At 43.8% G+C, this 24,635-nt stretch carries 34 protein-coding genes; 16 read left to right on the top strand and 18 right to left on the bottom strand.

What is annotated here, in order from left to right; translation table 11 throughout:
- Nucleotide 1 precedes the first annotated feature (1 nt).
- Together IMZ31_RS24095 and IMZ31_RS24090 are read left to right on the top strand one after the other, a co-directional pair.
- Nucleotides 2–472, top strand: a complete 471-nt coding sequence (locus IMZ31_RS24095; RefSeq protein ID WP_207530990.1) for a hypothetical protein — start codon at nucleotides 2–4, stop codon at nucleotides 470–472.
- 74 nt (nucleotides 473–546) lie between these two features.
- The gene (locus tag IMZ31_RS24090) at nucleotides 547–729 is read left to right on the top strand and encodes a hypothetical protein (protein ID WP_207530989.1); all 183 of its coding nucleotides are present in this window, start codon (nucleotides 547–549) and stop codon (nucleotides 727–729) included.
- Between the two features lie 89 nt (nucleotides 730–818).
- Here IMZ31_RS24090 and IMZ31_RS24085 read toward each other — a convergent pair whose 3' ends face one another.
- Entirely contained in the window at nucleotides 819–1,004 is a 186-nt protein-coding gene (locus IMZ31_RS24085) for a hypothetical protein (protein ID WP_207530988.1), read from the bottom strand.
- A gap of 299 nt (nucleotides 1,005–1,303) precedes the next feature.
- Nucleotides 1,304–1,867: a hypothetical protein gene (locus IMZ31_RS24080; protein WP_207530987.1), complete on the bottom strand. Its 564-nt coding sequence runs from the start codon at nucleotides 1,865–1,867 to the stop codon at nucleotides 1,304–1,306.
- A 204-nt stretch (nucleotides 1,868–2,071) separates the two neighbouring features.
- Between IMZ31_RS24080 and IMZ31_RS24075 the strand changes: the two genes are divergently transcribed.
- The 3 genes from IMZ31_RS24075 (at nucleotide 2,072) to IMZ31_RS24065 (ending at nucleotide 4,309) form a co-directional block, all read left to right on the top strand.
- The gene (locus IMZ31_RS24075) at nucleotides 2,072–3,640 is read left to right on the top strand and encodes a DNA cytosine methyltransferase (protein WP_242705744.1); all 1,569 of its coding nucleotides are present in this window, start codon (nucleotides 2,072–2,074) and stop codon (nucleotides 3,638–3,640) included.
- Nucleotides 3,641–3,746: 106 nt separating this feature from the next.
- The gene (locus IMZ31_RS24070; RefSeq protein WP_207530986.1) at nucleotides 3,747–3,983 is read left to right on the top strand and encodes a hypothetical protein; all 237 of its coding nucleotides are present in this window, start codon (nucleotides 3,747–3,749) and stop codon (nucleotides 3,981–3,983) included.
- A gap of 146 nt (nucleotides 3,984–4,129) precedes the next feature.
- Nucleotides 4,130–4,309 (top strand): hypothetical protein, encoded by a 180-nt coding sequence (locus IMZ31_RS24065; protein ID WP_207530985.1) that lies wholly within the window; start codon nucleotides 4,130–4,132, stop codon nucleotides 4,307–4,309.
- A gap of 134 nt (nucleotides 4,310–4,443) precedes the next feature.
- On the opposite strand, the gene IMZ31_RS24060 is transcribed toward IMZ31_RS24065, so the two are convergent.
- The 4 genes from IMZ31_RS24060 to tnpA form a co-directional block, all read right to left on the bottom strand.
- Nucleotides 4,444–4,791, bottom strand: coding sequence for a hypothetical protein (locus IMZ31_RS24060; protein WP_207530984.1), 348 nt, complete (start codon nucleotides 4,789–4,791; stop codon nucleotides 4,444–4,446).
- Nucleotide 4,792: 1 nt separating this feature from the next.
- Nucleotides 4,793–5,041: a hypothetical protein gene (locus IMZ31_RS24055; protein ID WP_207530983.1), complete on the bottom strand. Its 249-nt coding sequence runs from the start codon at nucleotides 5,039–5,041 to the stop codon at nucleotides 4,793–4,795.
- Between the two features lie 392 nt (nucleotides 5,042–5,433).
- Complete coding sequence (locus IMZ31_RS24050) at nucleotides 5,434–6,849, bottom strand: RNA-guided endonuclease TnpB family protein (protein WP_207530982.1); 1,416 nt, start codon at nucleotides 6,847–6,849, stop codon at nucleotides 5,434–5,436.
- A gap of 15 nt (nucleotides 6,850–6,864) precedes the next feature.
- Nucleotides 6,865–7,269, bottom strand: coding sequence for an IS200/IS605 family transposase (tnpA, locus tag IMZ31_RS24045; protein WP_207530981.1), 405 nt, complete (start codon nucleotides 7,267–7,269; stop codon nucleotides 6,865–6,867).
- A gap of 145 nt (nucleotides 7,270–7,414) precedes the next feature.
- Between tnpA and IMZ31_RS24040 the strand changes: the two genes are divergently transcribed.
- Nucleotides 7,415–7,717, top strand: a complete 303-nt coding sequence (locus tag IMZ31_RS24040) for a hypothetical protein (protein WP_207530980.1) — start codon at nucleotides 7,415–7,417, stop codon at nucleotides 7,715–7,717.
- A 38-nt stretch (nucleotides 7,718–7,755) separates the two neighbouring features.
- On the opposite strand, the gene IMZ31_RS24035 is transcribed toward IMZ31_RS24040, so the two are convergent.
- The 4 genes from IMZ31_RS24035 to IMZ31_RS24020 form a co-directional block, all read right to left on the bottom strand.
- Nucleotides 7,756–8,244, bottom strand: coding sequence for a hypothetical protein (locus tag IMZ31_RS24035; protein WP_207530979.1), 489 nt, complete (start codon nucleotides 8,242–8,244; stop codon nucleotides 7,756–7,758).
- 74 nt (nucleotides 8,245–8,318) lie between these two features.
- A complete protein-coding gene (locus tag IMZ31_RS24030; RefSeq protein ID WP_207530978.1) occupies nucleotides 8,319–9,125 on the bottom strand; it encodes a hypothetical protein in 807 nt (268 codons plus the stop codon).
- Between the two features lie 101 nt (nucleotides 9,126–9,226).
- The gene (locus IMZ31_RS24025; protein WP_207530977.1) at nucleotides 9,227–9,712 is read right to left on the bottom strand and encodes a hypothetical protein; all 486 of its coding nucleotides are present in this window, start codon (nucleotides 9,710–9,712) and stop codon (nucleotides 9,227–9,229) included.
- A 13-nt stretch (nucleotides 9,713–9,725) separates the two neighbouring features.
- Nucleotides 9,726–9,908 (bottom strand): hypothetical protein, encoded by a 183-nt coding sequence (locus IMZ31_RS24020; protein WP_207530976.1) that lies wholly within the window; start codon nucleotides 9,906–9,908, stop codon nucleotides 9,726–9,728.
- A 203-nt stretch (nucleotides 9,909–10,111) separates the two neighbouring features.
- Here IMZ31_RS24020 and IMZ31_RS24015 point away from each other — a divergent pair, with 203 nt between their 5' ends.
- Both IMZ31_RS24015 and IMZ31_RS24010 read left to right on the top strand, forming a co-directional pair.
- Nucleotides 10,112–11,185, top strand: a complete 1,074-nt coding sequence (locus tag IMZ31_RS24015) for an RNA-guided endonuclease TnpB family protein (RefSeq protein ID WP_207530975.1) — start codon at nucleotides 10,112–10,114, stop codon at nucleotides 11,183–11,185.
- Nucleotides 11,186–11,481: 296 nt separating this feature from the next.
- Complete coding sequence (locus tag IMZ31_RS24010) at nucleotides 11,482–11,664, top strand: alpha/beta-type small acid-soluble spore protein (protein ID WP_207530974.1); 183 nt, start codon at nucleotides 11,482–11,484, stop codon at nucleotides 11,662–11,664.
- 64 nt (nucleotides 11,665–11,728) lie between these two features.
- On the opposite strand, the gene IMZ31_RS24005 is transcribed toward IMZ31_RS24010, so the two are convergent.
- Nucleotides 11,729–12,079, bottom strand: coding sequence for a hypothetical protein (locus IMZ31_RS24005; RefSeq protein WP_207530973.1), 351 nt, complete (start codon nucleotides 12,077–12,079; stop codon nucleotides 11,729–11,731).
- A gap of 13 nt (nucleotides 12,080–12,092) precedes the next feature.
- Complete coding sequence (locus IMZ31_RS24000; RefSeq protein WP_207530972.1) at nucleotides 12,093–12,566, bottom strand: hypothetical protein; 474 nt, start codon at nucleotides 12,564–12,566, stop codon at nucleotides 12,093–12,095.
- Between the two features lie 143 nt (nucleotides 12,567–12,709).
- Between IMZ31_RS24000 and IMZ31_RS23995 the strand changes: the two genes are divergently transcribed.
- The 4 genes from IMZ31_RS23995 to IMZ31_RS23980 all read left to right on the top strand — a co-directional run bounded on the left by IMZ31_RS23995 (nucleotide 12,710) and on the right by IMZ31_RS23980 (nucleotide 14,711).
- Complete coding sequence (locus tag IMZ31_RS23995; protein WP_207530971.1) at nucleotides 12,710–12,934, top strand: hypothetical protein; 225 nt, start codon at nucleotides 12,710–12,712, stop codon at nucleotides 12,932–12,934.
- Nucleotides 12,935–13,022: 88 nt separating this feature from the next.
- The gene (locus IMZ31_RS23990; RefSeq protein WP_207530970.1) at nucleotides 13,023–13,292 is read left to right on the top strand and encodes a hypothetical protein; all 270 of its coding nucleotides are present in this window, start codon (nucleotides 13,023–13,025) and stop codon (nucleotides 13,290–13,292) included.
- A 370-nt stretch (nucleotides 13,293–13,662) separates the two neighbouring features.
- A complete protein-coding gene (locus IMZ31_RS23985; RefSeq protein ID WP_207530969.1) occupies nucleotides 13,663–14,280 on the top strand; it encodes a hypothetical protein in 618 nt (205 codons plus the stop codon).
- 191 nt (nucleotides 14,281–14,471) lie between these two features.
- Nucleotides 14,472–14,711, top strand: a complete 240-nt coding sequence (locus IMZ31_RS23980) for a hypothetical protein (protein ID WP_207530968.1) — start codon at nucleotides 14,472–14,474, stop codon at nucleotides 14,709–14,711.
- A 561-nt stretch (nucleotides 14,712–15,272) separates the two neighbouring features.
- On the opposite strand, the gene IMZ31_RS23975 is transcribed toward IMZ31_RS23980, so the two are convergent.
- The 3 genes from IMZ31_RS23975 to IMZ31_RS23965 all read right to left on the bottom strand — a co-directional run bounded on the left by IMZ31_RS23975 (nucleotide 15,273) and on the right by IMZ31_RS23965 (nucleotide 21,725).
- Nucleotides 15,273–16,574 (bottom strand): recombinase family protein, encoded by a 1,302-nt coding sequence (locus IMZ31_RS23975; RefSeq protein ID WP_207530967.1) that lies wholly within the window; start codon nucleotides 16,572–16,574, stop codon nucleotides 15,273–15,275.
- A gap of 75 nt (nucleotides 16,575–16,649) precedes the next feature.
- The gene (locus tag IMZ31_RS23970; protein ID WP_207530966.1) at nucleotides 16,650–18,716 is read right to left on the bottom strand and encodes a WxL domain-containing protein; all 2,067 of its coding nucleotides are present in this window, start codon (nucleotides 18,714–18,716) and stop codon (nucleotides 16,650–16,652) included.
- Between the two features lie 120 nt (nucleotides 18,717–18,836).
- Nucleotides 18,837–21,725 (bottom strand): WxL domain-containing protein, encoded by a 2,889-nt coding sequence (locus IMZ31_RS23965; RefSeq protein WP_207530965.1) that lies wholly within the window; start codon nucleotides 21,723–21,725, stop codon nucleotides 18,837–18,839.
- Nucleotides 21,726–21,867: 142 nt separating this feature from the next.
- On the opposite strand from IMZ31_RS23965, the gene IMZ31_RS23960 reads away from it, so the two are divergent.
- Nucleotides 21,868–22,203 carry a hypothetical protein gene (locus IMZ31_RS23960; RefSeq protein WP_207530964.1) on the top strand — a complete coding sequence of 112 codons (336 nt, stop codon included), beginning with the start codon at nucleotides 21,868–21,870 and terminating at the stop codon, nucleotides 22,201–22,203.
- Between the two features lie 12 nt (nucleotides 22,204–22,215).
- Here IMZ31_RS23960 and IMZ31_RS23955 read toward each other — a convergent pair whose 3' ends face one another.
- The gene (locus IMZ31_RS23955; RefSeq protein WP_207530963.1) at nucleotides 22,216–22,539 is read right to left on the bottom strand and encodes a hypothetical protein; all 324 of its coding nucleotides are present in this window, start codon (nucleotides 22,537–22,539) and stop codon (nucleotides 22,216–22,218) included.
- On the bottom strand, nucleotides 22,536–22,913 hold the full coding sequence (locus tag IMZ31_RS23950) for a hypothetical protein (protein WP_207530962.1): 378 nt from the start codon (nucleotides 22,911–22,913) through the stop codon (nucleotides 22,536–22,538). Before IMZ31_RS23950 ends, IMZ31_RS23955 begins: the two co-directional genes overlap by 4 nt.
- A gap of 138 nt (nucleotides 22,914–23,051) precedes the next feature.
- Here IMZ31_RS23950 and IMZ31_RS23945 point away from each other — a divergent pair, with 138 nt between their 5' ends.
- The 3 genes from IMZ31_RS23945 to IMZ31_RS23935 all read left to right on the top strand — a co-directional run bounded on the left by IMZ31_RS23945 (nucleotide 23,052) and on the right by IMZ31_RS23935 (nucleotide 24,139).
- Nucleotides 23,052–23,303 (top strand): hypothetical protein, encoded by a 252-nt coding sequence (locus tag IMZ31_RS23945; protein ID WP_207530961.1) that lies wholly within the window; start codon nucleotides 23,052–23,054, stop codon nucleotides 23,301–23,303.
- A gap of 77 nt (nucleotides 23,304–23,380) precedes the next feature.
- Nucleotides 23,381–23,800: a J domain-containing protein gene (locus IMZ31_RS24565; protein ID WP_242705743.1), complete on the top strand. Its 420-nt coding sequence runs from the start codon at nucleotides 23,381–23,383 to the stop codon at nucleotides 23,798–23,800.
- Nucleotides 23,801–23,905: 105 nt separating this feature from the next.
- Nucleotides 23,906–24,139: a hypothetical protein gene (locus IMZ31_RS23935; RefSeq protein ID WP_207530960.1), complete on the top strand. Its 234-nt coding sequence runs from the start codon at nucleotides 23,906–23,908 to the stop codon at nucleotides 24,137–24,139.
- Between the two features lie 74 nt (nucleotides 24,140–24,213).
- On the opposite strand, the gene IMZ31_RS23930 is transcribed toward IMZ31_RS23935, so the two are convergent.
- A complete protein-coding gene (locus IMZ31_RS23930) occupies nucleotides 24,214–24,612 on the bottom strand; it encodes a beta barrel domain-containing protein (protein WP_207530959.1) in 399 nt (132 codons plus the stop codon).
- Nucleotides 24,613–24,635 lie beyond the last annotated feature (23 nt).

Below are 24,635 nucleotides of genomic sequence, written 5' to 3'. Positions count from 1 at the left end.
TATGTTGGATCACTGGCGAAAAGCTTTTCTGATTAACATGATCGAAGAACTGAAAGAATCCCCTGATGAGGAATCTGAAACCCTGGGAAAAGAAGCGGAAGAACATGCTCACCAAAACGGAACAGAGGAAGCTCTTTCTTTCTTGTTTCAGCTTTCGTATCTGTCAGATGAGGTTCGGGAGTGCTTAGGGAAAGGATTCACCGAAACGGTCGAGTCCATAAGCTACGAACATGCGGTGTCCCGTTTCGGACCTGCTGCGGACAGTCATTACACCAGCTCTTTCGCATCCTACGGTCCGATAACCTACGAAGGATCCTTTGTCCCAAGATGCTGCATCGAGTTTGATGGACTCGTCTACCCAATTACCTTGCAAATGAGTCTTGAGGACTTATTGGACGACGATGCGTTTCAACGACACCTGCGATTTGTTAAGGTTCAAACAGACCAAAACCTAAGATTGGAAGTATCCTGAAAGATGAGCGGGAGCTCATCTTTTTTCTTGCATTTTGCTATAATACATACATCCAAAACCTGGAGGGATTAAGGATGTATGTATTATTAAAAACCGTTTGTCTTATGGTGTATAATGTTCTCGCTATTCTTGCAGCGGTATTAACGTTCGTCGCGCTTGTCATTATGGTTCCTCTGTTGCTGTTTTTGGCAATCGTTGAAACGGATACCGAGGATGGTTTTAAAAAAGTCGCTGATTTAATCGAAGATGGTTTGTAATTGGTCTAGCGGCTAACTTGGGATGGTTTTTAACATCTTGCATTTATCAAGAAGAGGGATGGTAAAATAGCAAAAAGGGCTTCAAACTACTAGTTTGAAGCCCTTTTTTTTGTTTTTTCCATAATTAGATCTCCACCCACAAATACTATTGTTCCAATAAAGAGGGTTTGGAGGAGGTTTTCTCCCCACATAAAATCATTCGAACGAAAATACTCAATACTTGTCAATACAGCAAATAATACTAAATAACCAATTCCGTAAAAAAGTACTCTCACCATAACACCTTCCTATATTTTCCTATGTTCCATTAAATGTTAACTCAAATAAAAGTAAAATTGAATAAGTATAAAGTTACAAATTAAGATAATCCGAAATATAAAGAACTCCGATCCTATTTCAGGAGACCGAAAACGATTTTGGGCTACATGAAACCCATATGAATACTCCCCCACTAAATCATATATTTTGAAGGGGGTACTCTGGGTTACGTTTGATAGACCAACTGGCCTTTCCGTAACGTTTGGGAGGGTTTTTTGGACGAAAAAACCGTCTCTAGGACGGTTTTGAGAATGTTCTATTCTTTTTTTATTTTCGGCGACAAACGGGCAATAGTATACAGTTCCCCTTTGTCATTCTTTGACTCTTCAAGACTCGTGATCGTCCAACTTCCCATATAGTTAATCACCTCTTGTTCATCTTTAAATCGGTCATGCTCCAAATGGTTCCCAACTGTGAATCCATATCCGTCTTCGAGGACGAATAAGACCTTTCGAATCGTGTCGTTGATTTGATTAAACACCTCACGTTTGATTTCTCCAAGTTCCACATATTCTCCGTACCATTCCTCATACATGTCCTCATAGTATCCTTCAGGTACATAGTCCTCAAACGTGAACCCTAAGGCGATAGCTTTATCTTTGGACCAGGAGGAAAGGTTGTACCAATGGTTGTATTCCGCTCCTACATAAAGACGATCCTTTCGATATTTGATTCCCCGATACATGACGCCTACGGGTTCGCTTCTGGTTTCGATCAGCCTCTCTAAGATGGGTGTATCCATCCTTGAACCCAGAAACTCAGCCAAATCCCTGCCTTCCTCTTCGGTTAGATCTGAAACGACTTTGTATTCCTGTTCCATTTTCATCCGCCTTTCTTATGTCATGTTTCACTTATTATACGTCACCGATCCATTGGAACGGAGAAAACGTATGGTTTGTTTCGTCATAAGGTTTCGTCCCCATTTGCCGCAACCTTTTCACATTTTTTTCATCCCGCTCCTGTTTCCTCATGCTAGGATAAGGACGGTTAACAGCGTAAACAATAAATGAAAAGGTGTGATCCGATGAATTTGATCAAAAAGCGCCGCGCGAAGCATTCAAAACGAGGGCATTATATCCAGGATATCGAACTGAAAGAAACAGCTTTCTCCCCTGGTGATAAATATAAGTACGTGCTGGACCTGAACGAAAAACGCATCGTCATTCTTCCTTCTGAGGACGGGAAAGGCAACACCGTCTCAAAACGAAAAGTGAAAGACGGATACAAACCTGTTCTTGATATCAGAAGCAAAGAAGCGAAAGCGTTCTTCGGCGAAGCAGATCAGCTTCAGGTCAGCATTTACGAAGACCAGGTCATCATTGAAGTCTTCGAGGAAGAAGAGGAAACTCTTCTTCAAAAAGCGACCCGTACCGTTAAAAACGTACTGAAGAAAACGGGTAAGGTGGTTTCGCTTTCGGAGCGGGTTGCCCTGAAACACAGAGGAACCCTCACCCTCTCGAAAGAAGACTTGAGGAAAGCGGCTGGATTCGAACAGGTCAGTTTCGAAGACCTGGGCTGGTCCGTTGAAACGGATTCACAACAAGGTTCTGTATCCGATATTCAGCATGCTTTGTCGAACATTGGAATCCCCCTTCAGGCCGCAAGCTTGTTTTCAGGGATGGGCATTATGGATAAAGGATTCGTTGATGCAGGATTCGATATAGAGTTTGCCATCGATTTGAGTGAGAATGCTTGCGAGACGTATCGCGCGAACATCGGCGATCATATCGTATGCGGCGATATTACCGCATTTGATAAAGAGAAGATTCCGAAAGTTCCGCTTATGTTTGGCGGGAGCCCGTGCCAGGGTTTCTCAGCCGCGAATCGGATAAACGGATATTTAAACAACCCGAATAATCCGAATAATTTGCTCGTGAAGCATTTTGTGGATTCTGTAAAGGCGAATGAGGCTTGTCAGGTGTTTGTGCTTGAGAATGTACCTCAGATCCTGACAGCTGGAGGAGGACGCTTCAAAGAAGAAATTTATGAAGCTCTTCATGAATTCGATATTACTTCTGGTGTTTTACTAGCAGCCGATTATGGTTCACCGCAGCTAAGAGAGCGGGCTTTCCTGATCGGGAGTAAAATTGGACGGATCGATCTTCCAGAACCGACTCATTCTCCGTCTGAATACACAACGGTACGGGAGGCATTCAAGGGTCTTCATGACGGGATTCCGAATATGAAGGATCATTCCGATCCGAAAGCGCCTACGATTGAGCGTATGCGTCACGTACCGCAAGGCGGGAACTGGCGGGATATCCCCCATCATTTGCGAACGAAAAAAATGACGGATAGTGGTTCCACTCAGCATTCCGTGTACCGACGACTCGAATGGGATAAGCCGTGCAAAACCATCGTGAACCCTAGGAAATCAAACATTACGCATCCCGATTTGCATCGTTCTTTATCCATTAGGGAGTGCGCGAGGCTGTTCGATCTTCCTGATACGTTCGTGTTTAAGGGAAAAAAGAATGCCAACCAACAGGGAATTGCCAATGGGGTGCCTGCGAAACTCGCCAAAGCGGTGGCCCTGAAAGTGAAATACGCCATCGAGCAGTTCAATATCAGACAGCAACATGCCACAGTGTAAGAAGCGGATATCCGCTTCTTTTTTCTTGCACTCTTTTCGGATATTCTCTCACCCTTCACGAAAACAAGGTATACTGGGAATACAATAACAAGAGAGGATGATAGCTGTGAACGAGTACAATTCTGGGACGCTGGTTGTCATAGCGGAAGAAAATGATAATGACAGTTACGATGAGTATCGCAACATGGAGTTGAAAGTGGTTGAGGTGTACAGAAGTACCGAGGATCATCCGTATTATGATGAAGGACTGCAAGGGGAAGGGCTTCACGAACTCGTGGTCAACAACAAAGATGAAACACCCGTTCCGTTCCTCCTGTACCATTACGAACTGGATGAGGTGTAACAAAAACGGTAAAAGGAAGCTTGTTGGCTTCCTTTTTTGTGTGCTTCACCAGGAAAAAAGTCAGGCAGTTGCCTGTCATAACAATAAATGATTTTTTCTTCCCCTCAACACGAGTTCACGGTATAAAAATACCTGGGGGTGATACTATGCTCAAGTTTTTACTGCTTCTTCTCTTCACGGCCATAAGCGGTGGGATTGGCTATGCCATAGGCTTTTTGGGATCCGACGGTTCGAACAGTCTTGTTGGCGTTGTTTTTATGGGTCCGTTTTTACTAATCGGATTCATCGGATCTTCTATTTTCCTGTTCAGAAAGAGAAAACGCTGAAAAACAGAGGGATGGTCCTCTTTTTTCACCTTTACCAGAAGACCCCGTTACTGGATTGGATGGAATGAGACCAAAGCGCAAAAACGAAAAAAGGTCAGACAGTTTGCCCGACCCCACTCATAAAAGTTTCATATTTACCAAGCGAACGGAGTTATTCCCTCGTTTATCGCATCCAAACATTCCTTCAGATGCTCTTCGTTGTTGAACGCATACAGGTCAAATGTGAATGTGATCTCGTGTTCTTTCTCATCTGTTTCTTCCCAGCCGACGACTTCTACATGCTCTTTTTCGAACCCTTTTTGTTTCAATTCTTCCTGTAAACACAGGGCCACATCCTTCACATCATGATGGGCTCTGACGATCATTTCCACAACAGGGTATTCTCCGTATTCCTCATAAAACGACAGGGGAGATCCTTCGGTAAGGTTTTCCGTAATCCAATGTTCTCGTTTCGATTGCTTTTCACACATCGCATTCATCATGTTACGCCTCTCTCCCTCGGGATTGTATTTTTCTAATACCTCGGTTTTCTTCACTATTATAAATATTGAAGATGCATCGAGCCTTATCCCCGCTCAAATGAAAATTTGCAACAACATCATCCATCAGACTTTCGCTTCTGATTTGAGCCTGATTCACTTTGCTTAAATCCGCAAATAAATCTGGGTCTGATTCCACATGGTTCTTTACCTCGTTAATTTTATACGTTTCCCCAAACTTGAATTGTTTCACTTGGTTCACCTTCTCTTTCAACCTCTTATTTTTCTCTAATTATAAATCATTTCCAAACTACTTTTTCAGAAAAACCACAAAGGTTTTCTTCTTAACGCAGCTTTTATTTTTCGTCTGATGCTTCCCCGTGGATAAATCCAGGGGGTTCCAGTTCTTAATAGGACTAAGCTCTTCCGATCTGTTTTTTAATACAAAACAGAAAAAGGCTATCACCTCGTCCCTAAGATCCTTTCACGAACGAAACAGTTCTACCGACACAAGGATAAACAGTCCTTATATCGGGCGCTCGGATTCCCTTGCACCTCACCGTTTATTGATCGTCTAGGGGCACATCTACACCTGAGGATATTCTTTGATGTCTGTATCCTAAGACAAGTTTATTGTTTCATTTTCTAAAAACCGAAAGAAGAATAAGTCTTTTGGTTTTTTTCTTTGGTATTTTTAACACATTCATCTAAGAGTACCTTAGCCATATCCCATTGTCTCTTTGATTTTTGTTTGCTTAGAGTTCCCGACCTTACAATACATTTAGCTAAAAAGGCTGAATATAAATCTCTCTGAGCAACGATTCCGCACTCACACCGATGCCATCGATCGGAGAGTTTTTTCTTTTTCGTTTGTCCGCAATGACAAGTTTGCGATAATTTCGTTTTGTAGGTTGATATCTCTTGAAAATCACCACCATAAGCAATCATACGGTCTTGGAGTCGATTGACGAATTGACTAGGAGCTCTCCGACCTACGGATTTGCCAAATAGTTTTTGAAATGCTTTGTAAGAAAGTTTTTCTGCCTTTACAATTTTAGAACGGCGAACAATTTGATTAACTTCCTTACCATGGAATGTCTTTCTTTTTTCTTTAAGTTTGCGTTCATATTCATGGACAAGGGCTTTAGTTTTCAAATAGCGATTGGAGGAGGCCCAGGTCTTTCGACCTTTCTTTACGACACCATTAGGAAGGTAGTTGTCTGGGTTATTTTTTCTTCGTTGACGATCCATTTTGCGTTGAAGCCTACGTTTTTCTTTATCCAAAAACACAAGTTCAGAACAAAACTCTTTCAGCTCCGCCTTGGTATCCGATACAACGGCAATCGTCGATGGACCAACATCAATACCTGTCTCTTCGGTTCCGAGCGAATGTTTTTGATACGGTTGACCTTCTAAAATCAACTGAAGATAAAACTTACGTTTGCCTTTGACGACTTTTGAAATCAAACGGCAATACTTGATTCGTTGTTTCAAGGCATGTTGCATCCACTTATCTTTTGGATTAATCGAACACTTGCAGGTCGTATTCCCAATAATTGCATAGCCATTGGAGTAGCGAATGAATGTTTCATTGTTTTTCCCTTCAATGGAAACGAACTCACCTTTTCTTTTGAAGTTGGCTTTTTTTGCTTTTCGCAAAGCGACTCGCTGCTCAGCTCTAAAAGCTTTTGTTGATGTTTTCTGGCAAACGTGAGTACCCAAATGCTCCGCGATGAACTTGGAGTCGTTTTTTGTTTTGGTGCCAAATGACTGCAAAGAGGAATCCGTAAACCCGAACTGTTCATTTAAGTATTTAAAATTTTCTCTTCGTTTGCTTATGTTTTCTTTCTTATTTTTCGGTAGTCGAATGGTTTCTTGATATAACTTCGTGTTTTTGATTCGATTGGAACGCTTTCTTGCTTCTGATAGAACAGCATTGAAAAGCTGACGGGCGCAGTCGGACAGCTTCCAATAGTATTTTTCTTGCTTGGCTACGGATTCTAGAGGCAACGTAGCTGTAAACGACGGGGTGCACTTTTTTTGAGTTTTATTGTCCAACATAACGCCTTAACTCCTTTACACGTTTTTTTGATTTTCGATATATAGTTTAACAGTATCTAATGTTGCACCACCTACTGTTGAAACAAAATAACTATTCGTCCACAAGGACGGAATTCGACTTTTCAACCAGGGAAACTCTTCTCTTAGAAGTCTTGAAGAAGTTCCTTTCATTTTTTTAATGAGCTTATTGATCCCGAACTGTGGATCCACATCCACAAGAAGGTGGACGTGGTCTTCCATGATTTCCATTTCTATAATTTCTGAATCGAGTTTTTCAGCAACTTCCTGGAGAATAACTTTCAATCGTTCGTCTACTCCGTCGATAAGAACTTTCCTTCTATACTTTGGACACCAAACTACATGGTACTTGCACGAGTATACAACGTTCTTATTTGATTTATATTGAATTAAATTCTTCATGTATTTATTATATCGTTGCCGTTTATCTAATATACATGATAGGAAAACAAAACATAGAAAAGAGACCTCACCCCATGTCTGAAGCCAGGGGCTTGCGGTCTCCTAATGAACGGTCAGTGAAGGGAAAGACGAAGAGTATTATGATGTGTACACGTCAGACCAGCGTATCCTTCACTCGTTTTATGGGAGGGATGTTGAGAACCTCGTTCTGTATGAGGAAACAGCGTCCGCCTATCAGAATGCCTGTTTAACGCTTGAAATGATCGAATATGAGTTCTCACCTGATTATAAGGGTGATGAGGATCACCCGAAAGGAAAGGAACGAAAAGAAATCCTCGAACGCCTGGAGGAACAAAACCGAGAAGCCGAACTCCTCCATCAAACGCTGGAACATGTTGAACCGAAGATTCTCGATTCGTTGAAAATACTCGAGCTCGAGCCTTTGTAACAGCAAAAAACCGCAGAACCATGTCTGCGGTTTTTTGCTTACCCCACTTCCTCGAGGGCTTCTGCGATATGGTGTTTTTTATGGGTTTCGAGTCTCGCCATTTTGTCAAACGTATGAAACAGCACGATTAAGACGGAGAAAAAAAGAGCAAGGCCCATGTTGGAAGAAATGAGTCCATTCGCCGAAGCGATGATAACGGAAAAGGGAAAGGTGATCACCAAAGCAACGATAGCCGTTCCTTTGGATAATCGATGGTACCTCTTCCGCTCTTCCTCTCTTATTTCATCAAACGGTTGTTCTTCGTCTTTTGCTCGTTTAAGCGTTCTGAGGACATAGTTGTTTCCGAGTTTCGTCAGGATCCCTGTCATGGTCCGATGTGTGAGCAATCCTGTAATTCCTCCGCACAAAAGAGCCGACAGGCCTGCTTCAGGAAAAACGATGTACAACAAAGATAAAAGAGAAAACAAGGCGAATAATCGCCAATCTGTTTTCTTAGTAGAATAAAATAGTTCGGTTATCTGTTTCATACTATCCCGCCTGCTTTAAGGTATTCATCGGCATTGCGTTTCAATCCTGAACGCATAGCCTGTGTTGCATGCATTTATTCTGGTATCGGACCTCCATTATGCTTCTTCCGTTCTGATTCAATGTATTCTGGATAGGACAACAGCTGTGTCTGTTCTCTGTATTCCACTTCTTTCGCGTAGTCTTTGAAGAAGTTTTTATAATCTTGAGATTTTCTTTGTTCGAGAAAATATTGAAATTCAGTTGAGGATATGTCCTGTATATCGTCATCTGTCAATCTTCGATGATCGTTATGAGGAATCGTCAAATCCATTCTTTGACACTTTAAAAGACTATGATCTTGATCCGCTTCTTTTAATTGTGGCAAAATCAAATAATCCCGATTGTCTTTCGTGATCCCGATATAGAAGAAATCATCATCTTCACAAGGCATTCGATTGATGTTTCCTAGTACATCAGACAAAGGAATTTTGTTTTTCCCAAAGGAATTTCTCTTCCAGCGAGGAGAACCTTTTCTGCCACCAAAAATAAGCAAGCCTAAGGATGCACTGGCATACAAAAGAAGAAGAAGAGGCAAAAAGACGACACAAATAAGACCAAACACCACATATCCAAGAAAATCGCTCAACGAAAACAAAAGAAGAGCCACCAGGCAAAGAGCTAAAAAGAACAGAAAAAGGACAATAAAAAAGAGACCAAAACGATCCAGCGTATCGCCTGAATGATTTGTTACAACCCCTATTTCCCTGAAGAAATCGGTCAACCCGATGAAGGTTGAAAATTGCACAATGGGTTCGATGAAAAATATAAAAAGGCCAATTAGGATCAAACTAATTAAAAAAGGGAGACCCCCGTTATACCCCTGATTGTACATTTGCCTCATATGAACGTAACCTAATAATGTATTTAGTATTTTAAACACCGCCTATTGTATATAAAACGTTTTTTGTTGGTCATGGCTCTGGGCTTGTAGAATGTATGTGCTTACAGATTTTCGATCTCTTGTTTGATGACCTTCGCCCTTCTCACCTCGCGCCTCGCCCCTTGATCGATCCAGTGAAAAGCGACTAGTATTCCTGCGAAAAAAATGGATAAACGGAGGTCTGACTGAAACCATTGTTTCGAAAAGGCCAAAAGTAGCGGGAGGGGCAAAAGAACCGTTGTTAGGACGAGGAAAACCAGCAAACTTTTCCGACGGAAAAGTTTCAGCTCCTTCTCAACAGTTTCCGCGAACCCGTCCAGGGAATCGAGTGGTTGATTCATCATATGGGAGAGACGGTCGTTCGCCAATTTTTTTAAATATTTGTTAAACGCCTGATAGGCAAACAAACCGCCTATTCCTCCGCTTAGTATTGCGGTAACTTCTTCGTTCTGATTCATGATATGTATGAGAATCATCAGAAACAAAAGCCCAAACAAACGACGGTCTTTCACAGCTGATGATGTCAGAAAAGCAGCAACCTTGTTCATAGTCATTCCTCCGTTACCATCCGCCCTCTTTGTAAGTGCGAATCTCTTTTTTAATCGTTGAAACCAACAAACCCACACAAATCGTGAGTAGCATCAAGGAAAGAACCGTCTCCCCTGCCCGCCATGCGTAAGCGGTCTGTCCTGCAACTACGACGACAAATGCATGATCGATAAAACGCATAAACCATCTGTACATTCTGTTTCCCTCTTCCTAGCTTCCACATTTAGGTATAGTTTAGCAGTTTTGAAATCCCTTGTCCTGCCTATTTTTTCTGATAGAGCGCTCATTTTTACGTTCACAACCAAGAAAGCTCGGTTTTTTAAAGCCGAGATGAATCGGGAATTTTGCCTGTTATTCTTGTTGGTTTCTGCATAAAATAGGAACAGGAGGTGAAAATCATGTCTACTGTAACCTATACCGTCCAGTTAAAAAAGCTAACAAGACGAAAGCATATAGCTTTTTTAAAGGATCAAAAGGAATACTCCAAAGCCGTAAACTGGTCCGTCGGGGAACTTCAAAAAGGGAACAAATTATCCTCTAAAGACGTGCCTGGTCCACTTAAAAGTGCGATTAAAAACGAAAGTATTCGACGGGCTAAAAAAGCCCTTTCAGACGTTCAAAAGGGGCTGGCTAAACGAGTGCCTCGGTTTAAACCTTCTCTTCCAATCTCTATAAACAATCAGAACTGGAATACGATCGAGAAAAACGGCAGATGGTATGTCAGTTTCACCTCAGGCCTTGGCAAACTCCAACTTCCTGTGATCGAGAATGAAACCGTACGGACCTATTTCCCTTTTTTAACGAAAGCGTATAAAGGCATCCGAAAGACCTTGCAGCTATTCCGAAAGGGAAAGAAATGGTATGTAGCGATCCCGATTGAAATGGCCACTCCAATTGATGGAATGGGCAGAGATCAACAGACACCGATTGGTGTCGATGTAGGTCTTCGTCATTTGGCTGTTGTTTCCGAACCAACCAGTGGAAAACGACAGTTTTTCAGCGGGAAAGAAGTTGGGTTTAAACGACGTCATTTTCGTTCCCTGCGCCGTTCGTTAAGTAAAAAGAAGGCACTGCGTGCCGTTAAACGCGTAGGTCAAAAAGAAAAGCGTTGGATGACGAACTATAACCGTCAATTAGCCCGAGATATTGTGCTGTTTTCCCTTCAGTTTGAAAACCCTGTAATTAAACTTGAGAAATTAGATGACATACGAAAAACGTGCAAGTCGACCAAACGAAGCGATCGTACCATCCACTCCTGGGCATTTTATCAGCTTAAACAGTTTATTAGGGAGTGCGCCTCGAAGTACGGCATAACCGTAACGGATATCGACCCGTACAAAACGAGTCAGACGTGTTCTGCATGTGGTCATGCCGAAAAGAAAAACCGATCAAGAGATCGGTTCTGTTGTCGTTCTTGCGGGTACACCTCACATGCCGATTTAAACGCAAGTCATAATATCGCACGAGCCTAGCGGTGTAGCCAGTTTTCTGGTGATAGACTAGGTGCCCAGACGGTATAATCCGAGCTGGGAGGGCCGCGTGACACGGCCTGTGGTCTCTACGTTGAATTCGGGTTGGAAACAGAACAACTGTAAAGCAGAAAAACACTGCTTTATTCCGAAGGAGTAAGAGACTTCCTTAGATCCTTGCAGGATGCATGGGGTTTTAACCCCGTGAGGATGTCACCACTAACTTCCACTCCTAATCTCGTATAAGAATCTCTCGATCTACCATACTAGGAATATAACCGAAAGGAGTTGAAGAAAAGATGGCCAACCGCAATCACTTAGTCGTCCCTGGTGTGGAGGAAGCAATGAATTCCATGAAAACAGAAATTGCTGCTGAGTTTGGTGTTGTTTTAGGGGCCGATACGACAGCCCGTCAAAATGGGAGCGTTGGAGGCGAGATGACAAAACGCCTCGTAGAAATGGCTCAGGAACACTTAAAATAGATAGATAAAAGCCCGAGAAAAGAGTTTTTCTTTTCTCGGGCTTTTTATTTTTATATAGTGACTCTTAGGAATCTAACACATCAATCAAACCTTTTGTCTGTTCGGGTGTTCCCGCTTCATGAAAAGCTAGGATTAATTCACCTAATGTCAACTGCCCGTATTTTTCTTCGCTTTCTTCCCGCCACTCGTTCGTGTACGGTTCACCATCCCTGTGACAAGCTAAATACATGGCAGCGTCTAACAGATCCGTTTCCTTCACAAAGAACGTACCGTCCTGTTTAACATGAATAATCGTGTGATGATCAAAAGCCCCCCCATTAATCTGCTTGATAACCTCACCATTCCACTTATTTTTCATTTCAATATTTCCGTTTTTGTCATCCTTGCGTATGAACCAACCCGTAGAATAGATCATTCTGCTTCCCCCTTTAAGGTTTTGGCAATCGGGCTCGATATCCGCTTTCATACAGGTGTTTGATAAAACGATCGTAGTTATACGACCCTTGTTTCATCAAACGATCATACCCGACATCCTTTCTCCACCTGAAGAAGTGTTTCAGTTCGCGTACCAAATCCGAATCTCGGATCGTGACCGTTCGTTTATCGTATTTCCTTCCGTTACAGCCCCTGTTATCCTGGGTTAACGTATGGGTCTCATTCTGTTCTCTTGGCTCGCGCATCACGTCTTCATTCAGAGGTTCATCGGTCATTCTGATCCCTATGACTTTTTCATGCGGACTTTTAAACGTCCACCCGTGATAGTTTTGGCACAGTCGGCTGATCTCTCTCAAATCATGAACGTTCTCATACCTGTACATGCCTATATTCCCGACCTCAACATGCTTCAGGAACAGGGGTGCCAAATCCAAAGGTTTCAGTTCTTCCATCGTCAGTTCTTTCATTAGAATCATCCTTTCTGTTAAGCTTTTCCTCTATTCTACATCGATTATCAAAAGGACTGTAAAAACAACCTCAGTGTTTTTCTTCTCTCTAAGGATACATGCCGTACAATAAGAAGAACAAAGGATAAAAGGAGAGGATCCTATTGGAAAAGACTTTAACAAAAGAAGACATTTGCAGGAAATACAAAACGTTTGAAGACCTGGCTCGGGCCCTTGATTCCTGCTACGACCTTTATGACCTTGGATACTGTGACGAAGAAACACAAAAACAGTACGAGGAAATGGCGGGAATGGGGATTCTTGAGGTATTTGGATACTGGCGCAAGGCTCAGGGAGACGCGGATTTCAAGGGTTATCCGTTCGATTAAAGAGGTACCACTTTTTTTCTCCACTAGGGAAACGCTGGTGGTAACATAACCATAACGACACAAAAAATAATGAGAAGGGATGATGATGATGGCGGAAAAAGTAACGTATCTTTATTTGGACGCCCATGCGTTCGAAAGAAATAAACTGGAGATATTTGGTGCATTATCCGATGACATCGATTGCCCTGTGCAGGCAAGCATTCACGATCTGAAGTACGACCTGTACAGACAAAAACGTTTGCTTTCCCTTGATGCCCATCCAGATGGTGTGCTATGTCCATGGGAGGGTCAATTGGTGGTATCAGAAGGGATTTGTCACTGGAATGAGCAAAAAAGAGATTATGAACTGGTTTCATAATCTAAGATAATGAATCCAAAAAAGCAGATGGCGATCAGGCCACCTGCTTTTTTCTTTCTCTTATTTGTTTCCGCTGTGATCCTGATGAAGACTGAAACAGTCAGTACGTAACCCCCCCATTGGCTGATCTGCCGAATGGGGGTTTTTAATTTTTTTGATAAGAGTGTCATACGTCTCCCCTTTCGCCCATAGACTATATTAACAAAGGTGCTCTACAATGGCTCCTAAGGGGCAAAACCAAACAGCGGTGCGCTTTTGGTTTCATTTCTCGAATACGCGAGTACGGGCTTCTTTTTAGCACCGCAACGATTAATCACTTAAGAGGGTCGCTCCCTCTTTTTTCTTTTGTTCAGGAAAGGAGAGAACCATCATGACCAACATAACGATCGCAGTGGGTAACAGCTCAACCAGTGAGGAATTAACCCGCTCATGCGGATCTCTTATTATAAAAGGAGTTTCTTACGCATCTCTGAAAGAGTGGATGGATATTTTGTTCACAGATTATCATCTGGCGAGAGATGGTGATACGACAGAAATCTTTTTCCGTAAACCTGACTGGATCAAACGACGGCTTCGGGCGAGCAAAGACTATCACTCTCATAAAGTGCGATGTTTTTTTCAGTTTCTCGAATGTCACGCGTCTTACGCCAGGGGTACGTTCACTTGTTATCACCCGTTTAATGGAAAACGGGTTGATGAGTTTTCGATAAATACAAAAAGGTCTGATTACAACCATCTTTTGGAACAACATGCTCCCCATCTGTTTGAACGGGGAATCACACTCCATCTGACAAAGACCAGCCCTCTTTTTGCGCGTTTAGTTTGGAGCGCTTACGTCATAAGAGGCATCCTCACAAAGGAAGAGTTAGAATCGTTTTGTGAGGATGCATTTGAGGTGAGGCCCGAGTGGCATACCCCGAAACTAAGAATCTTCCGTTCTTTCGAAAATGGATTCTTGTTCAGAATTGATCAACCCTATACGGATTAACCCCTCTGCCAAAGCGGAGGGGTTTTCTTATGAAAAAACAAGATGCATGGATTTCGTATTGTTTAAGGTCCTGTTAAGATTGGAAGCCCCTATACTTTTACCGTATCGTCTCTATTTCCTCCCCCCTCTCCATTCCTGAATATGGTATTATAGTCTTATAATCCCTTACACAGAGAAAGGAAGAATCACCCATGATGTTTGAAGTAAGACGCCGCTGCAACTGGCAGGAGAAACCTTGTGATGAAGCGGTCCGACGGGCCCGTTCTGAAATCGATGCCAAAAACGCAGATCCAAAAGAAACAGAAGAAGCAACGTACTGGACCATCCAGATCGAATCAATCGAATCCCTCATCAGGTTTCAGAATAAATACGGAAACGTGCTCATCCACGATGATTCCGTGGCAGGTCTAAAACTTATCGAAATTCCATAAGAAGATAACAGTTGGGTAATGAAGTGCTATACTGCATAGCGGACGATAATTGAGCAAGGAGAAAGGAAGATGGAAAATGGCGGGCATCACAATGTGTCCAAATAAAGAGTGTAAATTATCATCTGATTGTTACAGATTTAACGCCAAAGAAAATCCATACTCACAATCTTATTTAGCAGAACCCAAGAAAGATTGTGAAGAAAAAAATTATGAACTTTATTATGAACGGTAAATCTGGTTTAGGTAGACAAGCGGCAACCCTCAGTATGTTTAAATGCCGAGAGGTTCACTGAACATTTCGAGAAAAAAGCACAGTAAACAATAAAACAAAAGCAACTGACAATTCAGTTGCTTTTTGTATTGAAAATTTATATTTAAACTATTTTTAGCCTCGTGAGTATCGCGTTGTTCCCTATACCCGCAGCGACAGGTATAGGTTCTGGAAGAGACTTTTCTTCTCAACCCGCAAACAGAGCTAAGGATGCTAATAAATGCTGTTATTTGATCAACGAATTTGGTTGCTATTTACCTTTTTTTACTTCAAAATCGAACCCGTTACAATTATTCCAGCCGTTCTTCCATTTCATGAAGCGGACTCTTGTACGTAACGTGGGGCTCTCCGTCTTCTGTCACTATGATCTCTTTTACGAACGCTCTTAAGGTCTCGTCCCCGATCGCATATCCTGATAAGGACCACTGTTCTACACGTTCCTTCATATCAGAGACGACGCGTTCAGGTTCAGCCACGCCCATTTCCCATAACTCTTCTGCGAGACCGCCTGTTGTTTCAGGCTCCCTCAGGATGTTTTGGAACTGGATGAGTTCATGGGTTAATTGCCCCTTCACATAATCCTCTTTCACCACGTGGCTCGTGCAATAGTCGTTTCCGTAGCGGGCATGACGTCCACAGATATACCCTTTTCGGTTCTCCCGATACCACATGCTTGATCCGCACTCGTTGCAGTGCATGATCCCGCGGAACAGCCGCTTCTGTTGCGTTTTCAAAAAATGTGTTTCCTGGTGATCTTTCCGAATGGCTCGGACCGCTTCAAAATCTTTCCTTGAAATGATGGCTTCATGTGTATTCGGTATGAGAACCTGCTGGTCTTCAGGCACCTTTTCCCGCTTCCGCTCATAAGGCTCAAGCGTCCGTTCCCTTCCCTGCACAAGGTCGCCGACGTAGTGCGGATTGCTTAAGATTTTGCGGAGAGATGTTTTTTTCCACTCCTTAGTCGCATTTTTCTTCCCGACGATGGATGAAGGACTTCGCACCCCTTCTTCATTCAGACGGGCTCGTATACCATCCATGCCCGCTCCATCCAGGTACTCTTTGTAGATGCGCCTGACGACACCTGGCGTTTCATCCTTTCGTGGGACGAGTTTTCCGTCTTTCAATTGGTATCCATACGGAGGAATCGAGCCTTTAAATTTCCCACTCTCCGTCCTTTTTCGGATCTGGGACTTGATGAACTCACTTCGTTTTTTGGCTTCTTTTTCGTACAGATTTCGGTACAGGGCGAAATGTGCAGGGTCATTCTCTAACGTATTGTAGCTTCCGTCAACCGTCAAAACATGAATCCCTCTTTCTGTAATGAGGCGCTCGATCTCTTCTGATATGTGACCATTTCGTGCGAGTTGAGGAAGATCGTACGTGACAATCGCGTCGTATCTACCGTAATCGCCGTCTTCGATCATCGTTTCTGCTTCTTTGCGTACGATGTTACGGCCTTTGATTTCATCCGTGTAAACCTCAGCGACGCTCCAGCCGTTCTCCTGTATATAAGCAGAAAGCGTTTCAATCGCTTCCTTCTTTTCTTCCTGGTATTGTTGGGATGATACGCGTATGTATAGTGAACATTTCATGATTTACCCTCCTACTAGAAAAGGATACCAAACTCTTGTCACCGTGCAAACTAAAAAACCCGCTATGGTAGCGGGTCAGGGTCCTGATATGATACTCCACAAGAGCTGGGTTTTGTACGGAGTGGTGCCACCTGGGTAATGAATGAGATCGGTCAGTTTTTGATCGGTCGGAATCGTGAGCTCCAGACCACCAGAAAATACATACGCCCACAATCCAATTCCCTTTCCATCTTCTGCTCTGACAACCGTCACAGGAGATCCGTCATCAATGATATGAGAAATACCAGTGTGACCTGCCCCGAGAGACCAGCCCCCTGCCTGCTGCGTCCCTGACAGCGTACCCGAGAGTTTTAAACTTCCGACAGGAAACATCAACCCCTCTCCGTTTATTTCCTTCATAGGAGAAGCGGATACAGTTATGTGATATCCGCCACCCTGGCTTCTTGAATCTTTCACCGTCAGAGGAGGCAACGGAACAAGGAGCGGCCCTCCCTTTCCGATTTCAGCTGTCCCCATATCAACGGAATCGGGCACCTCGAACGAGAGGCTTCCTGTATCCCCGATTCGCTCCCGTTCAATTGTAGCGTTTTTGAGAATTTCTTCGTCTGTTAAAACGCGATCATAAAACTTCATTGCCTGTACATACCCTTTATATTGGTCATACCCCAGTATATAATTGTCGATTGTATAACCGTTCAGATAAATCGGGAATCCGAGGGAAAGGGTCTCGTAATAAACACCATCGAGATAATACGAGAACGTGTAAAGGTTTTTGTCATAAACGAAGGTGAGACTCCGATTTTCATAGGCTGACAGGGGTTCTCCGTAATCTCCGTAGATGAAGTCGTTTGACAGTTGTACATCATCGCTTTCTCTGTAAAATTCATGATACAGATTCCATCCACCGATACTCATAAACGTCACGCCTGTTAAAAAGGTAGGGTACGTGTTGAGATTTTCTCCGTTGAACGTGAATGTGAACGTGAATGACTGATTTTTCCGATCGAGTTCTGACGGGAACGGAAAGGTAACCCGATCATCAGATCCGTCGAACCAGACACCGTCTTCATGCAGGGAGGCACCTTGTATGGTTCCGTCATACTGACCTTTTGTGGCGGGAGCCTGGTTTTCCCATACACCTCCCGTTTCATCGAACCCCTCGTGATAATGCCAGTACGCAACAAGCCCGTCTGTTACGATCTCACGTTCGACGTAAGGCGGAACATTTTTGAGATAAGGATAGCCGTCGTTGATGAGGGGATCGATCGCCCAGGTGTTGGTAAAATCCCAGCCCGCAAAAGATACTTCACTTTTAAACTGACTGTCAGTCAAAAAGGTGAAAGCTCCAGGATCATGGGACCCTGTACTGTCATCAATGGAACTCGCCTCTTCATTGACATAAATCCCGCTTATGGTGACAGAAGACGCTTCACCAGAATCGATATAGGAAAAGTATTCAAAATCCTGATCCGAACGATCCTGGGAGTGGATGTTCCCTATGTAGTAGAGGTTCTCTATGGTGGAAGAGTCTGTCATAGTCCACGCCCCGCTTATATCCCCTATTAAACCAGCTGCATCTGTTCCTAAAGACGTAAGATTAGCTCGGACATAACTATTCTGAATGGTTGAATTCTCTATGAATCCGACTAGCCCATAAACATAATCCCCGTTCAATTCTCCCTCTACATAGACGTTTTCAATGGTGGAATCCCACGCCGTTTGAACTACCCCAGAAACATAATCCCCTGTGGCGTTCCGATTGGTAAACCCAACGTTTCGAATAATCCCCCCATCGACCAAAAATTCGAACACGCTTGCATAGGTTTGTCCTGATTGGTAAATGGCGTCCACGGTAAACCCTTTTCCGTCGAATACACCCTCGAATGTCCCAATCGGTTCAAACCCTTGGCCCCCGTTCCAATTCACCGTATCACTACAATCGATATCATTTCCAAGATCAAAATATCCGTCTATATCACTTGTCCCTGTATCCGTATCAAGACTCGGGATACTCTGAAGTTCTGTACACGTCGTGATGATATAGGGGTCCCCGCTTGTGCCACTGCCTGATAACGCTCCTGCTTTTCCGCTTATGACTAATACGCTTAAAAGCATGATCGCAATCAGCATCCATCTCTTCATCTCGTCCATCCACCCCTTCTTTAATACTCCTCGTGCACTTATATATGGATTAGCTTTTTATGGCGCATTTCCTTATAACAGTCCTAGAAAAGACATACAAAAACCCGCTGCGGTAGCGGGTCAGGGGCCTGCGGACAGAACCCATTGAATGGTCGAACGGTACGGTGTAGGAGAAGAAGGGTAATTGGCGCCATCCACAAGAGGAACCGATGAGGGAATCGTCAACGTGAGCGCATCACTCGGGAATGAAACCGTAAATGTACCGACTCCTTCCCCGTCAAGTGCGGTTACAAGCGTGTGCGTCCCTCCATCATCGATCAGGAACGCGCCGCCAGGTAATGAAGGAATAGCACCACCTGGCCCTTTTGTTTCCGTGATCCCATCAGGGCCCTTTAACGAGAGGCTACCAGTTGGGAACGTATAGCCTGCTCCTCCTGATTCTGTAAACGGGGTGGCGGATACGGAAAGCTCCCATCCCCCTCCGCCTAACCGTTCATCCCCTACGGTGAGAGCAGGAAGGTTTGCCGTAACCCCGTTTGTCCCTTCTCCGAGTGTAACAGAAGGGAAACTGACAAAAGCAGGAGCGGTGATCGATAAGGCTCCGTCACTCTCCGCTGCCACGTCATCGAATGATGCGGACGAATAACTTGCTACACCAAAGTAGCCATCGGTATACGTATTATCCGTGAATGTGTTGCTCCAGATCGGATTTAACCCTTCGTCATACACGGTTCCTTCAATGGTAGTTCCGTTCCAGATCCCCTCGACGTAATACCATGTGTCAACTGATATTGGGACCGAGAACTCCTGCGAGGTCGTAAAATCATAATCTTTCCGAAAGTGGATCTTCCCGCCGTTTCGCTCATCGATCACGATCTGATACCCCGTTTGAGAGACAGGAGACAAATCCTGCACGCCGAACGTGATCCCGTTTAAGCCAGCCGTGTCCGCGTCAGTATTGATTTTCGTCCAGACCCCCATACGGAAGTTGCTGTTTGTGATGTAATCCGAAGAAAGCGCATATTTATAGCTTTTCGCGACAATGCTCCTCAGTCCGTAGCTTCCGTTGTAGGCGCTTGTGGTTCCTCTGGAGAAACCAGTGCCACCTGACATATTGGAGAATAAGTTCCCGCTTTCAAATGTTTCAATTGGACGATTCGCGATATGAGGGCTCGGGGGATCTGTTGTCACGTTTAACGAAACCCCAGAAGATTCATTGCCCGATGTATCGAGCGTTTTTATGGTATAGCTGTAAAGGGTTGAAGCGGTTAATCCCGCGTCGGTGTATATTTCGCTCGACGAATTGCCAACGAGCACGCCGTCTCGATAGATGTTCACAGAATCAAGATCGGAGTCAGCAGGATTGTTCCACGAGAGGGTCACACTGCGGTCGTTGTGGATCTCAGATAACCCTGTGACCTCGGCTGGCGGGGTGGTGCCAGGCGCGGTGCTCGTGGAACCGTTTAAACCCACTTCGTCAGGAGATATAGTGTAATTATGGGCCACTTCGTCAGGGGATAATATCCGATTGTAAAACTTAACTTGTTTAACCAATCCCTTGTATCCATAGATAAGTTCCTGTTCATACGCCATGTTTTTGCTTTTATCATTAAAAGAATACGTATCTGTTATAACAAGAGTTCCATTCACATACAAACGTTTTGTTTTCGTTCCGTAATCGTGCGTAACACCGATTTGTAATGGCTGATTATCCCAATTGATCTGAACTACCGTAACATCAGCCTCGTAACTACCGCTTGTGGTATTGTAAATATAATTGTAATAACGAAATTCTCCAGTGTGTAATAAATGTAATGCATTTGAATCCCAATTATAAAAAGAGTGGAACGTATCTTCGATTGATTGGTACACACTGTAAAAAACCGTAAATCCACTTCCTTCTGGAATTCGATTGCCATCTTCCAAAAGGAATGTATCGCCAGTTCCAAACGAAACCCCATCCGTCGATAACGCGCCCCCGTTGATGACCCCGTCGTATTGCCCTTTGGTAGCAGGTGCGATGTTTTCCCACACCCCTCCCGCTTCATCGACACCCTCTTTATAATGCCAGTAGCCGACGAGCCCATCTGTCACAATCGTCGGGCTTGGCGGAACGCTTTGCAGATACGGGTAACCATCGTTGATGAGGGGATCGATCGCCCAGGTGTTGGTAAAATCCCAACCTGTGTAGGTCGATTCTTGTTTCATTTCGGACGTGGTTTTGCCTGTGCCCATGTCGGATAGTGTTGTCCCAGAAGCTTCTGTATCCCAGTAACAATGGCAATCATCTAGTGTACTTGCATGTTCAAATCCCACAGCCCCGCCAATTTCCGAAGAACCCGAGACAATTCCTGTTGCATAGCTGTCATACCAATCATCATCGGTTATTACATATCCAAAAATCCCCCCAATCCACGAGCTCCCAGTAACCGCGGCTCGGGAATACATATGGGACATGTTCCGTGCATAAGTTATTCCTGCTATACCTCCTACCCGATCGCGTCCATTTATGACACCTGTTGTAAACAATTGATCGTACAAATCAGGATTAGTCCCTTCTATGGAACCGACCAGTCCGCCTACGTTGTCTTGGCCTGTAATGTCCACATCTTCCAACCCTACATTGTAAATGTAAGCGAATACGGATACTCCGAACAACCCTACATAATCTTCTGTTGGACGATTGATGCTCAGGTTTTTGATCTTATAGCCCATCCCGTTGAAACTCCCATTAAAACGGTCTGTGCTGTAATTCCCGATTGGGTCAAACCCTTTCCCTCCGTTCCAGTTCACTGTATCACTGCAATCAATATCGTTCCCCAGCTCAAAATAGCCTTCTATATAAACGGTTCCCGTATCTGTATCAAGACTCGGGATACTCTGAAGTTCTGTACACGTGGTGATCACATACGGATCCCCGCTCGTCCCGTTGCCTGATAACGCCACGGCTTCCCCGCTCATCCAGCCTATCCCGATAAGGAACAGTCCGATCTGCAACCATCGCTTCATCGTATCCCTCCTTTTCGACCATTTCTGTTATACACCTTATTGGACACTTCTCATTCGATTCCTATGAGAAACAATGCGCTCTTTTCCCCCGTTCTTCCCCATTCGAGGTATACTGATGAAAAGAAGAGAAAGGATGATTCTGATGGATATGTTTAATCACGCGGCATCAACCATGAATGTTATGTTTCTTCGTCACGCGACAGGGAGAGAACGGTTAGAGGGAGTTTTAAAAGAAGAAATGAGGCTTTTTTTGGTGGCATTCGAAGCGAGCCTTCCAGGTGTTTTTTCTCCTTTTTACGATGAAGTCTATCGGGAACTCCGAACGGGTGATCATTTGAGAGCCAAAACACCTGAAGAATTCGATGAGGCCATAGCGGACACCCTTGCTGACATGAAAGACGACGATGGCAATACTTTGATCAACGTCTACAATTTTTATACACGCCTTGCGGATAAGGTGCGAGACAGTCTGGATTAGAAAAACCCACTCTCACAGTGGGTTTCTTTTGTATTTTTGAAGCATCATGTCGATATAGGTTCCCTGTTCCTCGATATGGTTAAGGTTTTCATATAACGCGACACCCATCTTATAATCTCTCTCACTCATTTCCTTCAGCGATTCTCTCGGGAAAAGGATTGTAGCTCCGTTCCCTATTGCTTCTTTTACCAGTATTTTACCCTTTGAACAAAACCAGGACGAGTCTCTTTCGTAGATGAATCCTTCTTCCTCTGTATCACTTACATTGATATAATACCGCGTTGCTGTTTTTTTCCTTTTTCGCACCACTATCTGATTCTTTGGGATGTTGGTCATAGGGACACCTCTTTCATTTCGTTCAGGAATCCAATCACGTCTTCTGGATCATGGTCATCATTTAAAGATTGCAACAGTTGCATTTCTTCATCCAGCAATCCTGATTCCGCAAGACCTGTGAGAATACGTGCCAGATTTTTATCTTCTACCTTTCCTTCTCGGACTCGATTCAGCAAGTAGTCGATGTTATAAGAGGCCTCGTTTTCATCATGGAGGAGATCCAGCTCTTCGTCGGTCGCTCCCTGTTTTTTTAAGAGATGCCCGATGATGCAGTAGTAACACTCCTCTTCTTTCATATCCACGTAACACCCTCGTTTAAGCGTCTTTTCTTTGGCTGTCGTAATCAGATAATCGATCGTTTCCATGCGTTTCATAGCACTTCATCCTCTCCGCAATGAATCGTTATTTTTACTAGTTTATCATCCTCTTTATCTCTGGGAGGAAAAAAACGAGAGTTTCCCGACAGAGGTCAGGGTCCTGCTATACTAAAGAAAACGAAGAGAGGGATGAATGTGGGTAAACCTAACGATTGGATCATTGGAAAACCGTGCCTTGTGACCTCTGATTTTCTGATTCGGGTCCGAAAGAGGCGGATGAAAAAACGGGGCATTATAAGAGGGTACTATCTTACGGAGTATTGGCATCCCTATGTGTACAAAGCGTTTCATGTTGAATTGGAAGACGGGACGCGGGACACGTTCCCCGCAAAGGATGTGACGATTTTGGAAGAGAAGGATAAAGACGATCACGCGAGAAAAGCCTGAATTTTTTCAGGTTTTTTGATCACCCTCCCCTATTTTTCACTATAATCCACACATACCAAACGAATGGGGGAATCATCATGTTCGGATTTTTCAAGTTTTACAATCAGTTACTTAACGGAAACCAAGAGGAAGCTTCACGAATTCTCGCCAACAGCGCTAACTTCTTCTTCGCGTGGTTCACGCCAATTGCGATGTATCTCGTGCATACCAACGTGGGGGATATCGGAAACTACGGAGAAGCTTACTATTGGTTCATCCTGATTAACGGTTTGATTGTCTACTGGAAACGACCAGAATTTTGCCATTCTAAAAAACAAGCCAATTCAATCGACATGTATTATGAAATTCTTGGCTGTTCCAAATTGGACAGCAAAGAAACCATCAAGAAATCTTACCGCGCTCTTGCCAAAACCCATCATCCAGACAGGGGCGGCGATGCGGAAACCTTCAAAAAAATACAGAAAGCATACGAATTTTGCTATGCAACAGCCCGCTAAAAACATAGCCCCGCTATGTTTTTTCTTTTTTTATCGCAAACGCAGATTCTCGCTGTATAATGAGGAGGCAAAAAACATAACGGAACATTATAAGGAGGGCTTTTCATGACAACTGATACACTGGGGTACCGAGCGGAAGGAGAAACCTACTGCAACGACTGTTTCAGGGAGCATATCGAAACGTGTTTCCCGAACGGAGACAAAACCGCCATTCAGGAGTATATCGAGGGGATGTGCACCCCTTTATTATCAGACGATGCTGATGAGTATGGGGATCAGGTGTACGAGGAAACATGTGGCAAATGCGGCGAAAAAATTTACGAGAGTGTAGGAGCGTAAGATCAGGAAGTAGAACGATCAAAAAAGGGTGCCAGTCACCCTTTTTTTCATAAAAAAACGCACAGGTGTGCGTTTTAGTCCCTCTCACTTTCGTCTAGTATAGCTTTTGTACGCCTGAGCTGATCCAATGTTAACGGAACATCTTGCCCTCCGTAGGTTTGGATGACCTCACGAATCTCGCCAAGAAGCTTTTCTTTTTCTTCGTAATCCTGATACGCCTGTTCGCTTGGAAACAGGAGGTAATCGGGAGAAAAGTCCGTCTTTTGGGACAAAAAGACCCGATCCTGATGATCGGAAAGCTTGAACAAGACTTTTTTCCGACTGGAAAGAGGACAGATTTCGACGGTAACATACTTTCGTCCGATTGTTTTGACAATCCCCTTTGTCATTCCTTCCCTGTACCTCGCTTCATTATTAATATGCTTCAAAGCCACTTCTTGACCCTTGCGGAAATCTTCCTTTGTTACTCCCATATAATCATCCTTTCACATTCCAT

This window comes from Pontibacillus sp. ALD_SL1 (assembly GCF_017355605.1).
Note: the sequence above shows the minus strand (reverse complement) of the source record. Positions and strands in the feature narration are given on the sequence as shown.